The following is a 15,122-nucleotide window of genomic DNA, read 5'->3' on the forward strand; positions in this document are numbered from 1 at the left end:
GGTGGGTTCCCCCATTCGGATATCTACGGCTCTTTGCTTACTTACAGCTCCCCGTAGCATTTCGTCGTTTGTCACGTCCTTCATCGGCTCCTAGTGCCAAGGCATCCTCCGTGCGCCCTTTACTACTTAATCGTGTGTAGCTTTTACGCTTCGTTCTTTTCCTTGAACTCTTTGTGAATAAGTTTTACAACTTACTTACTTTTTTCTCGGTTTTTGTAAATCTGTTTCTTTTACTTTATAGAAAATTATTTTTGATCTAATATATATATTCAGTTTTCATTGTGCTTGAGTGTTTTGAACACTCAAAACTAAACGAATTATCAACGTATTCCTTATCCTTAGAAAGGAGGTGATCCAGCCGCACCTTCCGATACGGCTACCTTGTTACGACTTCACCCCAATCATCTGTCCCACCGTGACCGGCTCCCTCCTAAAAGGTTAGGCCACCGTCTTCGGGTGTTACAAACTCTCGTGGTGTGACGGGCGGTGTGTACAAGACCCGGGAACGTATTCACCGCGACATTCTGATTCGCGATTACTAGCGATTCCAGCTTCATGTAGTCGAGTTGCAGACTACAATCCGAACTGAGAATAGTTTTGTGAGGTTTGCTTACTCTCGCGAGCTCGCTTCTCTTTGTTCCTATCCATTGTAGCACGTGTGTAGCCCAAGTCATAAGGGGCATGATGATTTGACGTCATCCCCACCTTCCTCCAGTTTATCACTGGCAGTCTATCTAGAGTCCCCATCTTACTGCTGGCAACTAGATATAAGGGTTGCGCTCGTTGCGGGACTTAACCCAACATCTCACGACACGAGCTGACGACAACCATGCACCACCTGTATCTGTGTCTAACCAAAGGTCAGAACAACACAATCTCTTGTGTCCTCACAGTATGTCAAGACTTGGTAAGGTTCTTCGCGTTGCTTCGAATTAAACCACATGCTCCACCGCTTGTGCGGGTCCCCGTCAATTCCTTTGAGTTTCAACCTTGCGGTCGTACTCCCCAGGCGGAGTGCTTAATGCGTTAGCTGCAGCACTGATCTCTTATGAGACCAACACTTAGCACTCATCGTTTACGGCGTGGACTACCAGGGTATCTAATCCTGTTTGCTCCCCACGCTTTCGCGCCTCAGTGTCAGTTACAGGCCAAAAAGCCGCCTTCGCCACTGGTGTTCCTCCTAATCTCTACGCATTTCACCGCTACACTAGGAATTCCACTTTTCTCTCCTGCACTCAAGTTTAACAGTTTCCAATGACCCTCCACGGTTGAGCCGTGGGCTTTCACATCAGACTTATTAAACCACCTGCGCGCGCTTTACGCCCAATAATTCCGGACAACGCTTGCCACCTACGTATTACCGCGGCTGCTGGCACGTAGTTAGCCGTGGCTTTCTGGTTAGGTACCGTCTCTACTGTGTATAGTTACTACACAATCATTCTTCCCTAACAACAGAGCTTTACGAACCGAAATCCTTCTTCACTCACGCGGCGTTGCTCCGTCAGGCTTTCGCCCATTGCGGAAGATTCCCTACTGCTGCCTCCCGTAGGAGTCTGGGCCGTGTCTCAGTCCCAGTGTGGCCGATCTACCCTCTCAGGTCGGCTATGCATCGTCGCCTTGGTAGGCCTTTACCCCACCAACTAGCTAATGCACCGCAAAGCCATCTCATAGTGTTAGCAAAACCAACTTTTAAACATCAACCATGCAGTTAATGCTGTTATCCGGTATTAGCTATCGTTTCCAATAGTTGTCCCAGTCTATGAGGCAGGTTCTTTACGTGTTACTCACCCGTTCGCCGCTAAGTTTTTCCGGTGCAAGCACCAGAAAAACCTCGCTCGACTTGCATGTATTAGGCACGCCGCCAGCGTTCGTCCTGAGCCAGGATCAAACTCTCCAAATAAATTTGTTAGCTTGATTAGCTCATTAAAAAGTTTTATAGTTTCTTTTTAAAACTGTCCTTTTTTGGAATTAACGTTGACTTAATTCGTTTAGTTTTCAATGTTCAAATTGTTGCGATTAACAACTTTTATATTTTAACATTTTTAAATTTCTTTGTCAAGCTTTTTTAAAAACTTTTTAAAAATGTTTTTTATCTTCTTCAGAAGACTTTTATTATTCTATCATTTCTTCGAATCTTTGTCAAGAAGTTTTTTATATTTTTTAAAAACTCTTGAATCGTTTACTTCGTTGAAATAATTGAATTTGTCTTTCTTCAAGACTTTTATAAGTTTATCATTTCTTTCATATTTTGTCAAGAACTTTTTTATAATTTCTTAACATTTAATATTTTGAAATGTTTAATTGTTCGTCTTCTTCTTGAGAAGACTTTTACTATTCTATCATCTGTTTTACTTTATGTCAATACAATTTATAAAAAATCTGAGGAAAAGATTAACTCTTCCTCAGATAAGTATTATATTGCCATTTGATTTATTTTCTTAGTAGTGAAATGTTTAATTCTAATAGCTGCTCTAAATCTACTGGTGATGGAGCTTGAGTCATTGGGTCTGCTGCATTCGCAGTTTTAGGGAATGCAATTGTATCACGTAAGTTATCACGTCCAGCTAATAACATAACGAATCTATCTAATCCTAAGGCACAACCTCCGTGAGGTGGTACACCATATTCAAATGCATCTAATAAGAATCCAAATTGTTCTTGAGCTTGTTCTTGTGTGAATCCTAATGCTTTAAACATTGAAGATTGAACTTCTTTATCATAAATACGGATACTTCCTCCACCTAGCTCATATCCATTAAGTACTATATCATAAGCCTGAGCGTATGCTTTTTCTGGTGCTGCCTCTAATAGTTCAACATCTTCTACTTTTGGCATAGTGAATGGGTGGTGTGCTGCACTGTAACGACCTTTTTCTTCATCATACTCTAATAAAGGCCAGTTTACTACCCATAGATAGTTGTATTTATCTTTATCGATTAGGTCTAAGTCAGCTGCTAATTTTTGACGTAATGCACCTAATGATGCGTAACATACTTTCTTACTATCTGCTGCAAATAAAATAATATCTCCAACTTCTGCATCTACACGAGCTACTAATTCTTGAGCTACTTCATCTGTAAAGAATTTAGCAATTGCTCCATTTAATCCTTCTTCTGTAACTTTAACCCACGCTAATCCTTTAGCTCCGTAGTTCGCAACATATTTGCCTAACGCGTCGATATCTTTACGAGAATATTGCTCTGCACATCCTTTTGCTACGATACATTTTACTGCTCCACCTTGTTCTACTGCATTTGAAAACACTTTGAAGTCTAAGTTTTTAACAAGATCACTAACATCTTTTAATTCCATTCCAAAACGAGTATCTGGTTTATCGCTACCAAATCTTTCCATTGCTTCTTCATAATCAAGGCGTGGGAATGGTAATACTACATCAATTCCTTTTACTTCTTTCATTACGTGTGCAATTAAACCTTCTATCATAGTAAGAATTTCTTCTTGTGACATAAAGCTCATTTCCATGTCGATTTGTGTAAAGTCTGGTTGTCTGTCAGCACGTAAGTCTTCGTCACGGAAACAACGAGCTACTTGATAGTATCTGTCAAATCCAGCAATCATTAATAATTGTTTAAATAATTGTGGTGACTGTGGTAATGCATAGAATTCACCTGGATGAACCCTACTTGGTACTAAGTAGTCACGTGCTCCTTCTGGAGTAGACTTAGTTAAAATTGGCGTTTCAACATCAACAAACATGTTGTTATCTAAATAATCTCTAGTTGCTTTAGTGATTTTTGAACGTAAGTGTAACACTTCTGCAAGTTCTGTTCTTCTTAAGTCAAGGTAACGATATTTTAGACGTAATTCTTCACTCGATAAACTTGCATCGTCTAAAACGAATGGTAATGTTTTTGCTTTTGATAAAATTTCTAATTTATCAGCGATAACTTCTACTTTACCTGATGCGATTTTCTCGTTTACAGTAGATTCATTTCTTAATACTACTTCTCCTTCAATAGAAACTACAAATTCATTTCTTAAAGTTCCTGCTAGTTCATGTAATTCTGCATTTTTTTCTCCTGAAAATACACATTGAACTACACCCATTCTATCTCTTACATCAATAAAAATTAAATTACCAAGGTCACGACGTTTACTAACCCAACCTTTTAATGTTACTTTTTTTCCTACATATTTTTCATCTATACGACCAGCGTATTCTGTTCTTCCGTATGCACTCATTATTTTTCTCCTCTCAATTTTTCTTGTAAATAATCAACTATGTTTTCTAACTTAATTATTTCTTGTTCAAATGATTTCATATCTTTTACGACAAGCGTTCCACTCTCCAGTTCACTTTGACCAATTATTATAGAATATTTTGCATTATATCTATCTGCAATCTTCATTTGAGCTTTCATTTTTTTGTCAAAATAATCATTTTGTACGCTATATCCAGCTAATCTTAAATCATTAGTAAGTTTTACTCCAGCATTTGAAGCTTCTTCTCCCATAGCAACTACAAACACATCAATTGTATCATCTATAGGTAATTCTATATTTTCACTTTCTAGAGCTAATAATAATCTTTCAATACTTAAAGCAAAACCAATACCTTTTTTATCTTCCGGTCCATCTAACAATTTAATTAAACCATTATAACGACCACCTCCACAAAGTGTTTTTAATTCCACTTCAGGATTATCTATCATAATCTCAAACGCAGTATGAGTATAGTAATCTAGTCCACGAACTAAATTATGATCTATTTCATATTTTACACCTAATGCGTCTAAATGTTTTAGAACTTCTGCGAAATATTGCTTAGATTCTTCACCTAAGTAATCTAATAGTTTTGGTGCTGATTTAATAAGTTCATGTCCCGCATCAACTTTACAATCTAAAATTCTCATAGGGTTTTTATAAAGTCTATTATTACAATCCTCACAGAACTCATTTATTCTAGGTTCAAAATGTTTTACTAACGCTTCATTATAAGCTTGTCTTTCTTCTGGATTTCCTAAAGAGTTAATACTCACCTTGATATTCTCTATACCAAACATTCTGTAAATATTGTACGCTAAGCTTATTACCTCTGCATCAATCTTTGGACTTTCTTCCCCAATAACCTCAACTCCATATTGAACAAATTGACGATAACGTCCTTTTTGCTTTCTTTCATATCTAAACATCGGACCTACATAGTATAGTTTTTGCGGTTGAATTGTTTTAGCAAATAATTTATTTTCTATATATGAACGAACTGTTCCAGCAGTTCCCTCAGGTCTTAGTGTTAAAGATCTATTTCCTTTATCTTGGAAAGTATACATCTCTTTTTGAACTATATCAGTAGTGTCTCCAACACCTCTACTGAATAATTCTGTTGATTCAAACATTGGTGTTCTAATTTCTTCATAGCAAAAGTTCTTGCTAATTTCTCTTAGTTTCCCTTCAATATACTGCCATTTAATACTTTCTTCAGGTAGTATATCTTGAGTTCCTCTCGGCATGCTAATTACCATTTCATTCTCCTTTCAATGATTTATCTACAAATAGTACTTCAATATAAATTAAAATCGCCCCATATAGCCTACACTATATGGGACGATAACTAAATTCGTGGTGCCACCCTAATTCATATCGAAATATCGATACCTTATTTTTTAATTATTAAGTTTTACAAAAAGTGTTACTTATTTTAATCATTAATATTTAATCTTTCAGCCTGAGGATTAAATTCTCTTTAATTAAAACATAAAATAAAATTCTTTTTACTTTTTTTGTCACGTTTCTTTTAAATATATTATACCAAACTATTATTATTGTCAAGAAATTATTGAATATTTTATCTTAATAATTTTCATCCTTCATTATGCTCATCGGCTACTATAATAAAATTATTTTTCCACAAAATTCAACATTAATAGCTCTTATTTTCTTCACTATATAATAATTTCACTCACCACTCAGATAGCTAATAATATGTATTTAATTTAATTACTTATCATTTGATTCACTTGATTTTTTTTTCTTAACATTATACAATAAATTATAGTTAAAGACATTAAAGAAAAGGAGTGTAACCCTTTATGAAAAAAATAATCTCTGTTTTAATGCCTATACTAGCAATATTTTTCTTAGTAGGTGGGACATATTACTACCTTAATGCAGAAAATAAGAATTTCAAAGAAGAACATTCAAAATATATATCATTAATTAATGATTCATACGATTTTAAAACTGGCTTAAACGGCCTTGAAACTTTAACTACAGAAAAAGCTAAAGAAACATTAAGAAATATAGATAATGAAGTTAATATTGCTGGTGAACTAGTAAAAATCGATACTGCACTTAATAACACAGACATAGAAATTGCTTACGAACATTTAAAACAAGCAAAAAAATTAGATACAAATCGTACTTTCTCAAAAGCAATTTCATATTTAGATGCACAATTAGATAATTATGATAATGCTCTTACTGAGGTTTTAGAATTAGATACGACTTCAGCTAACTATGCTGATCAAGTTAAAGCTATTATAGCTAAATATGAATTTAAATACGAAGCCTTAAAAGAAAAGCTATTAAATTCCGAAACCTCAGAGTTAGAACAAGATCACAAGACTAACGTAACTAAAAAAGAAGAAACTAAAAAAGAAGTAGAAAAAGCAATCTCTAAAAAAGAGACTACATCTACTAATAAAAATTCTAATAGTACTAAGAATAATTCTACAGATACTAAAAAAGCTTCATCTATACCTAATACTCAAAATCATCCACAAATTATTGGTCAACAAGTACCTGAGACATATAACACTATTCGTTACACTCAAGAGGGTAGCACTAGTAGAAATATCATTGAGAATGAATTAAAAGGTGATATTTCTAATTTCACAAATGAAGAAATAAACGCTGCAATTGCTAGCTACAACGCAAAAAATCAAGGATAACAATGACTATCCTTGATTTTTTCTATTTTCTTATTTTTCTACAGCTATAACTTCAATCTCAATATTACCACCTAATGGCAAAGCTGCTACTTGGAAAGCTGATCTAGCAGGCAGTACATCATTGAATTGCTCAGCATAAACTTTATTCACTTCAGCAAAATCAGCAATATCTTTCAATAATACTAATGATTTTACAACATGATTCATAGAGCTCCCTGCTTCTTCTAAAACTGCTTCAATATTTTTAAACACTTGTTTTGCTTCTTCGATAACTCCACCTTCAACTATTTTTCCAGTTTCTGGGTCAATTCCTAATTGACCCGAGCAAAAAATTAGATCGCCTACTTTATTTGCTTGTACGTATGGTCCTACAGCTTTTGGTGCTTTTGGTGTATTTACTTCTGTAATTTTCATCTTATAAATCTCCTTTTATTTTGATAAAATATCAACTTTTGATCAATACTTCATTACGAGAGTATATTAAAGAAGTTTATCTTCTTTTAAATAGACACTGTAATAAATGATATCTTATACCTTTTCATTTTATTATAATTTATTACAGAAAATTTTTCAATAAAATCGTATTCGTTTTCAACATATTACCATTATAGTAACTTTCTGGTATTTTCCAATTAATTTATAATGATTTTTAGTCTTAAAAAATAAAAAAGCTATAACTAGACATAAAAGTCTAATTATAGCTTTCTTACTTTTCTAATTAAAGAACAACTACGTTAGCTGCTTGTGGTCCACGAGCACCGTCTTCAACTTCAAATTCAACTTTATCGCCTTCTTTTAAAGTTTTGAATCCATCTTTTTTAATACTTGAGAAGTGAACAAAAATATCTTTTTCTCCTGCCACTTCGATAAATCCGAATCCTTTTTCCTCGTTAAACCATTTTACTGTACCTTGTTTCATAAGTTACAATCTCCTTTATATTTTTTATTATCAATAATCAATCGTATTCTTGCTGTTAAAGATAATAAATAAAATAAATGTGTATTGTGTTATTCACTTAAAAAACTTAGAACCTGTATTACAATTTTTACTATATGTTTTATTGATTTTCTCTATTATACTTCATATGAAAAGTATATGCAACTAATAAGACTCACAAAATAAAAAAGCCTTACGGCTCTTTTATTAAAACTCTTCTTCTTCAGTTGCTATGTTGAATTTCGATACAATACCTTCATTATCGAAATCGAAGACATCTTCACTCTCTTCCATATCTTCTTCTTCGATTAGAGCATCAACTTCATCATGGATATCTTCTTGTTCTTCTTCACCAAGCTCTTCAATATCGTCTTCATCATCAATTTCAAATTTTTGAACACTTGGCTCAACGAAGTTTTTAATATCTTCTACAAATAAACTATCTCTTAATTTCCAACTACCATCTTCAACACATACAAAACGTCCATCTAAATTTAGATCTGTGTAGAAGTATGCAGCTTGTGCAGTAAATTCTTCATCATCAACATTTCTTAGTGGTTTAATATAATCTAAGAAATCATAAATATTTAATTTTTCAATTCCTTCTTCTACCATATATGCATAACATAAATCTATTAGTGACATTTCCTTAATTTTTTCTGCGCTTAAATCTTTTAACTTTACCATTTATATTAGATTCCCTTCTTTTTTATTTATTACATTTTTTCCGGAGCTGATACTCCGATTAAATCTAAAGCGTTTCTTAAAGTTATCTTAACAGCAGTGATTAATGCTAAGTAACTTTGAGTTTGCTCCTTATTTTCAGTTATTACTTTATTATTATTATAGAATTTGTGGAATGAACTTGCAAGACTTTGTAAATAATTACAAATTCTGTGTGGTTCGTAATTTTTAGCTGCTTGTGCAACTATTTCTGGATAATATGCTAAGTTTTTCAGTAAGTCTACTGAGTACTCATCTGTTAGCAATTCATAATCACAATTTTTCACATCGTATTCAGCTTGTTCTGCTGCTTGACGTAAAATTGAACAAATTCTAGCGTGGGCATATTGAACATAGTATAGTGGATTATCACTTGATTGTTCTTTTGCTACTGCAAAGTCAAAGTCTAAGTGACTATCTGCACTTCTCATTACTAAAAAGTAACGAGCAGCATCAGCTCCTACTTCATCGATTAAATCACGAAGTGTAATTGCCTTACCTGTTCTCTTACTCATTTTCACAACTTCCCCATTATTTAGAAGTTGTACCATTTGCATTATTAGCGCTTCTAATTGATCTGCTTTATACCCCATAGCTACTACACTAGCTTTAAGTCTAGCTACATAACCATGATGATCTGCACCAAGAACGTCTAATAATAAATCAAATCCACGATCTAATTTATTTTTATGATACGCTATATCACTAGTTAAATATGTTAATGAACCATCTGCTTTTATTAATACACGGTCTTTATCATCCCCTGTACCTAAAGCTGTTGTTTCTAACCATAAAGCTCCATCTTTTTCATAAACAAAGCCTTGTTCTCTAAGAGATTCTAAAGCTTTATCTACAAGACCATTCTCATATAATGATTTTTCACTAAAGAATACATCATATTCTAAACCAAAATCACCAAGGTCTTTTTTAATATTTTCCATTTCATATGCAACTGCATACTCACGAATAAACTCATTTAAGTCTTCTCTTTCTAATAATGATTCACCGAATTCATCTTTTAATTTTTGACCTAAAACTTTAATATCTTCACCATGATATGCATCCTCTGGCATCTCAGCATCCATACCTAGAGCCTGTTTATATCTAGTAATCGCTGAAATCACAAGATTATTAATTTGATTACCTGCATCATTGATATAGTATTCACGAGATAAATCATATCCTGATTTTTTCATTATTCTTGCTAATGAATCAGAATATGCAGCATTTCTAGCGTGACCTACGTGTAGTGTTCCTGTTGGGTTAGCTGACACATACTCTAAAAGAACTTTTCTACCTTGCCCAATGTTGTTTTCACCATATTTAAAATCATCTTCTAAGATTTTCCCAACAACACTTCCAAGACTTGATTTTTTAACGAAAAAGTTAATAAATCCCGGTCCAGCTATTTCAATTTTTTCTACCGCTTCATCTTCTTCTATATTACTAATTATTTCTTCAGCAATAACTCTAGGATTTTTACGTAAAACTCTTGTTAATTGCATCGCTACGTTTGAAGAAAAATCTCCATTATCTGTGTTTTTCGGAGTTTCTACATGAATATCTACTCCATCAATTTCTAATTTGGCTAAAGAATTTTGTATTAATTCCACTATTTTATTTTTCACCAAAAATCCCTCCTAATTATTTACTATATATTTTTCACTAATATTTTCAATTTATTTTTCTGTTTATCATTACTTCCGAAATGTATATTGTACACTATTTCGTATAAAGTAAGGTTGTTTTTTGTTTTTTTACTTATATTTACAAGCTGTGTTTCTAATTTCATCTGACCATATTGTGTACTGTAGTCATTGCTTGTTTTCGTATATGCTAAGTACATTTTTGAATCGTCTTTTTCTATACTAACACTTTCTTTTATTTTGTCAATAAAAATTTTTATTTTTTTGTTATTTTTATCACTATAGCTTATTTTTTCGCTACTTGTTTGCTCCAAAAAGCTTCCTAGATAAGATTCTTCATGTATTTTTTCAGAATCAACATAAGTCGTTATTTTAATTTTACTATCCATTAATACACTCTAATTCCTCTTCAATTTCTAACCAAGAATCATTTAACTCTTCTAATTCAGAATTCAACTGTTTTAACTGCTCATTAAATTCTTGAGTTTTTATCATATCAGTATAAACTTCCTCTCTGGCAAGTTCATTGTTTACATCTTGTATTTTTTCTTCTAAAGTTTCAATTTTATTCATCAACTCATCACGAGTTCTCTCTAATTTTCGAACACGTCTTTTTGTTTCTTTATCTAGAATATAGTTATTTGCTTCTTTTTCAACAACTACTTCTTCATTTTGTTTAGTAAGTTGTTGCGCAATTCTCTCTTGTTCACTCTTTTCCAAATAGTAATCATAATTTCCTAAGTATATATTATGACCATTATCAGTAATATCTAGTACTTTATTAGCAATCTTATTAATGAAGTACCTATCGTGACTGACAAAAAGAATAGTCCCTTCATAATTTTTCAATGCTTCTTCTAATACTTGCTTACTCGTAATATCAAGGTGGTTAGTCGGTTCATCTAATATAAGGAGATTATTTTTCTCCAGCATCAGTTTTGCAAGTTGTAATCTCGCTTTTTCTCCACCAGAAAGTTCTCTTACTATCTTAAGAACATCATCACCTCTAAATAAGAATCTACCAAGCACTGTTCTTACTTCCGCTTCTTTCATTAGAGGATACTCATCCCACAATTTCATTTAATATTGTTTTTGAAGATTCAAACTCTGCTTGTTTTTGATCATAGTATCCTAATGACACTTTACTTCCATATTGAACAGAACCAGAAATTGCTTTTTGTCTCTTAGCTATAGTTTTTATTAAAGTAGATTTTCCTATACCATTTCTTCCGACAACAGCTATTCTGTCACCTTTATACACCGAAAGATTATAACTCTGCCCTACTTTAATTCCATTATATCCTACTTGTAAATCACTAATCGTTAGAACATCACGACCACTTTGTTCCTTAATTAAGAACTCTATACCTGCTGCCTTATCATCTTTTTTCGGATTATCAATAAGATCCATCTTATCTAATACTTTTTGACGACTTTTAGCCATCTTACTAGTAGATGCTCTTGCTATATTCTTCTGAACAAATTCTTCTAATTTTTTTATATCCTTCTGCTGACTCGTATACTCTTTTAATTGCTTTTCAAAATCTTCTTCGTATTGTACTAAGAATTTCGAATAGTTACCTACATACTTTTTAAGTTTACCGAATTCTAAGTTATACACAACATTTACAACTTTGTCTAAAAAGTATCTATCGTGACTGACTATAACTATTGCACCATTGTATGATGAAAGGTAATTTTCTAACCATGCTACATTCTCCATATCAAGGTGGTTGGTAGGTTCATCTAAAACTAATAAATCGGGCTCACTTAACAATAGTTTAGCCATAGATAATCTTGTCTTCTCTCCACCAGAGAAAGTACTGATTTTCTTATCGAAAACTTCTTTTGTGAAATCTAATCCATATAATACACTCTCTATCTTACTCTTATAATGATAGTCTTTATGTGTTAACACTTCATTTTGTAGTCTATCGAATTTATTAAGTAGAGTTGGATCATTTTCGATATTTTCCGACGTTAGTTCAAATGAAAGTTTTTCTAATTCTGCTTCTAATGTAATAATTTCATCAAAACATGTAATCATCTCTTCATAAATTGATAAATCTTCTCTTACGATAAATTCTTGAGATAAATACCCTACCGTTGTATTTTTAGAAATAGTTCTCTCCCCACTATCAAAACTAATAGCACCTGATATAATTTTTAATAACGTACTCTTCCCTGCTCCATTTCTTCCTACAATGGCAACGCGATCTTTATCGTTAATTTCTAATTTCACATTTGAAAAAATTTCATTAACAACAAAATTTTTTGTTACATTATTTAATTGAATTAACATTTTTTTCTCCTTTCTCTAGCTTCTTACATTTTTTCAAAAAACTTTTATGTTTTCATCTATAACTGAAATATTATATCATATTTCTAGTTATTTCGCTAATAATTATAATGCTCAATTTAATATAAACTACACCTCTCAACAATTGATAATAACTATCAATCGGTCATATTATATCCTTTCTTAGTCTTATAATCTAGAATATAAAATTTATAATAAATTATTTACTCACTTTATATTTCTGTTTATTATTTTTGTACATATCATATATTTAAAATACAATAATATTTTTTATCAATTAAAAGTACTTTTTCCCTACTAATAGTTAAATTTATATAATATTTTATATAGATTATTGTTAGCCTTTTATATAAATGTTATAATACAATTATATAAGAAATATATTAATAAGGGGGATTCAGCACATGAAACCAAAAAAAATATTATCCGTCCTTATGGCTGCTGGATTAGTATTTACTGTAGTTGGATGTAGTAGTTCATCTAATTCAACTTCACAAAATTCTAATCAACCTGCCGACTATGTAGCAGGAGTATCATTAGACAAACCTATTAAAGTAGATAAAGAAGCAGGTACTATTACTGTTCTTACAAAAATTAACGGTAAATACTTCGATGAAGCCACAAGACATAACTCTGTAGAACAAAGTGGTACAAATGGTGCTAAATCAATTTTTACTGCATTTGCTAAACCAGAAGAATTCTACAATGCTCTAATTGAGATTGGTGCAAAACCTGGAAACAATATGACTGCAAATAATGCTACTACTACACATGTTGAAGGAACTCCAATTAAAGCCGAAATCACATGGAACGGCGCTGGCAAAAAATATGACATTAACGAAGTAGTAAAAGACAGTAATGGAAAACAAATCGATTTCCGCTTCGGTGGCAACTTGAAAAATGCTCTCGATAAAAATACAGGATGCTTATCTTGTTTAGATAGCTGCCCTGTTGGTATTATTTCAAATACTACATACACTTATGGAGCTGTTGAAACTCGTAAAGAAGTGAAATTTTCAGGTAACGAAGACGTTCTTCCAGAAGATGGAACATATGCTGCTATTATTTATAGTATTAAAAAATAATAGCTAATCACAAGGAGAGATTAAATGAATCGATTAAGACTTTTATTTTATTTTACGAGTGTTGGTATAGCGGTTGGTTACTTCTTCGCTTTCCTTCTGTTCTTCTTTACACAATTCGAAATGTTAGCCGACCAGAGTCTTGTAATTTTCGTTTGGACTGTATATGGTATAATGACAGGTTTATATTTCAAACGTATTAATCACAAGTACACATTCTTTATAATTGAAGCAATAATACTTTTAATGGCTATTTTTTCAGGTAAAACAAAAACATTACTATATATAGCTCGTGAAGTGCTACATGCTAGTTCACTTAACCAAGTTAAAATTCCATTTATTATTACTGTGGTAATTGTTAACTTAATAAATATTTATATTATTTTAACACTTTCTAAATATCAAACAGTTTATACTAAAGATGAACTTAAGGCATTAAAAGAAAAAGAAGTAAAACTTAGCGATTTAAGAGAAGTTAATCCAGAAGAAGAAAAAAAATTAAAAGCACAACGTAAAAAAGTAAGATACATTACACTTGCATGCTTTGCAATCTTTTTCACCATTTACTTTACTGTTCCTAGTTTCAAAACTGGTATTAATACAGCATTCGCAACTTTATCTCAATTTGATACAAATGCAGTAATCGAATATCTACGAGGATGGGGTGCTTGGGCTGCGGTTGTTTCTGGAGTGTTAATGGTACTTCAATCTATAGCTGCACCAATTCCAGCATTTTTAATCACATTATCTAACGCTGCTATCTTCGGTTGGGTACTAGGAGCTGTATTATCTTGGTCAACTGCAATGATAGGGGCTGCGGTATGTTTCTATATTGCTCGCGGATTAGGGCGAGATGTCGTAGAAAAACTTACAAGTAAAGGTGCTATAGCAAGTATTGACGTATTCTTCGAACGATATGGAGATAAAGCTATTCTTATTTGTAGATTATTACCGTTCGTATCTTTCGACTTCGTTAGTTACGCTGCTGGTCTTACTAATATGAGTTTCTGGCGATTCTTTATCGCTACAGGAATCGGACAACTACCAGCAACAATAGTTTACTCATACGTTGGTGGGACTCTTTCTGGTGGGGTTAGAAACCTATTCATTGGATTAATGTGTTTATTCGCGTTATCAATCGTTATCGGTATTATGAAAAAAATCTACAACGATAAACATAAAAAAGAAGAAGAGCTTATTGCATCTTCTAACTGATTTTTTAAAAAAACAACTAGAAATGGGTAATAGCCCCCAAAATTTGGACAAATTTTGGAGGGCTATTTATTATGAAATTAACAGATGAAACTAAGATAGAAATGTATAGACTTAAGAAAGAAGGATGCTCATATAAAGAACTATCTAAAAAGTTTAAAATTAATACTAGTACTGTAAAGTATATAATCAGATTAGCTGATTTACATGGTGAAACAATACTAATTAAAGGGAAAAATAATTACTATCCAGCAGAATTAAAACTACATATAATCAATGAAGTTTTAATAT

11 protein-coding genes, 2 rRNA genes and 1 pseudogene are annotated in these 15,122 nt (G+C 32.4%); 4 read left to right on the top strand and 10 right to left on the bottom strand.

The features are described from left to right. The 4 genes from GEMHA0001_RS05175 to hisS form a co-directional block, all read right to left on the bottom strand. Positions 1 to 132 (bottom strand): 23S ribosomal RNA (locus tag GEMHA0001_RS05175); the annotation flags it as partial. A gap of 210 nt (positions 133 to 342) precedes the next feature. Beyond that, a 16S ribosomal RNA gene (locus tag GEMHA0001_RS05180) occupies positions 343 to 1,900 on the bottom strand. A 530-nt stretch (positions 1,901 to 2,430) separates the two neighbouring features. Beyond that, positions 2,431 to 4,203, bottom strand: coding sequence for an aspartate--tRNA ligase (gene aspS / locus GEMHA0001_RS05185; RefSeq protein ID WP_003144741.1), 1,773 nt, complete (start codon positions 4,201 to 4,203; stop codon positions 2,431 to 2,433). After that, positions 4,203 to 5,483 carry a histidine--tRNA ligase gene (gene hisS, locus GEMHA0001_RS05190; RefSeq protein WP_003144739.1) on the bottom strand — a complete coding sequence of 427 codons (1,281 nt, stop codon included), beginning with the start codon at positions 5,481 to 5,483 and terminating at the stop codon, positions 4,203 to 4,205. The genes aspS and hisS overlap by 1 nt, the downstream gene beginning before the upstream one ends. A 567-nt stretch (positions 5,484 to 6,050) precedes the next feature. On the opposite strand from hisS, the gene GEMHA0001_RS05195 reads away from it, so the two are divergent. After that, positions 6,051 to 6,911 carry a hypothetical protein gene (locus GEMHA0001_RS05195; protein ID WP_003144732.1) on the top strand — a complete coding sequence of 287 codons (861 nt, stop codon included), beginning with the start codon at positions 6,051 to 6,053 and terminating at the stop codon, positions 6,909 to 6,911. 30 nt (positions 6,912 to 6,941) lie between these two features. Here GEMHA0001_RS05195 and GEMHA0001_RS05200 read toward each other — a convergent pair whose 3' ends face one another. From GEMHA0001_RS05200 to GEMHA0001_RS09315, 6 genes and pseudogenes are all read right to left on the bottom strand, one after another. Beyond that, positions 6,942 to 7,325, bottom strand: coding sequence for a RidA family protein (locus tag GEMHA0001_RS05200; RefSeq protein WP_003144745.1), 384 nt, complete (start codon positions 7,323 to 7,325; stop codon positions 6,942 to 6,944). A 304-nt stretch (positions 7,326 to 7,629) separates the two neighbouring features. Further along, a complete protein-coding gene (locus GEMHA0001_RS05205) occupies positions 7,630 to 7,830 on the bottom strand; it encodes a cold-shock protein (protein ID WP_003144740.1) in 201 nt (66 codons plus the stop codon). Positions 7,831 to 8,055: 225 nt separating this feature from the next. Then, positions 8,056 to 8,535, bottom strand: a complete 480-nt coding sequence (gene rpoE, locus GEMHA0001_RS05210; RefSeq protein WP_003144748.1) for a DNA-directed RNA polymerase subunit delta — start codon at positions 8,533 to 8,535, stop codon at positions 8,056 to 8,058. A gap of 29 nt (positions 8,536 to 8,564) precedes the next feature. Next, complete coding sequence (argS, locus tag GEMHA0001_RS05215) at positions 8,565 to 10,199, bottom strand: arginine--tRNA ligase (protein WP_040464412.1); 1,635 nt, start codon at positions 10,197 to 10,199, stop codon at positions 8,565 to 8,567. Between the two features lie 23 nt (positions 10,200 to 10,222). Beyond that, positions 10,223 to 10,606, bottom strand: coding sequence for a hypothetical protein (locus GEMHA0001_RS05220; protein ID WP_003144734.1), 384 nt, complete (start codon positions 10,604 to 10,606; stop codon positions 10,223 to 10,225). Continuing rightward, positions 10,599 to 12,519 (bottom strand): annotated as a pseudogene (locus GEMHA0001_RS09315) (ABC-F family ATP-binding cassette domain-containing protein). Before GEMHA0001_RS09315 ends, GEMHA0001_RS05220 begins: the two are co-directional and overlap by 8 nt. Positions 12,520 to 12,941: 422 nt before the next feature. Here GEMHA0001_RS09315 and GEMHA0001_RS05230 point away from each other — a divergent pair. The 3 genes from GEMHA0001_RS05230 to GEMHA0001_RS05240 form a co-directional block, all read left to right on the top strand. Next, positions 12,942 to 13,622: a YdjY domain-containing protein gene (locus GEMHA0001_RS05230; RefSeq protein ID WP_003144746.1), complete on the top strand. Its 681-nt coding sequence runs from the start codon at positions 12,942 to 12,944 to the stop codon at positions 13,620 to 13,622. 24 nt (positions 13,623 to 13,646) lie between these two features. Continuing rightward, on the top strand, positions 13,647 to 14,834 hold the full coding sequence (locus tag GEMHA0001_RS05235; RefSeq protein ID WP_003144735.1) for a TVP38/TMEM64 family protein: 1,188 nt from the start codon (positions 13,647 to 13,649) through the stop codon (positions 14,832 to 14,834). A gap of 71 nt (positions 14,835 to 14,905) precedes the next feature. Next, positions 14,906 to 15,122: helix-turn-helix domain-containing protein (locus GEMHA0001_RS05240; protein WP_003144742.1), on the top strand; the 217-nt coding region annotated here is incomplete at its 3' end.

It is taken from the genome of Gemella haemolysans ATCC 10379, assembly GCF_000173915.1.
In the GTDB taxonomy this organism is placed as follows: Bacteria; Bacillota; Bacilli; order Staphylococcales; family Gemellaceae; genus Gemella; species Gemella haemolysans.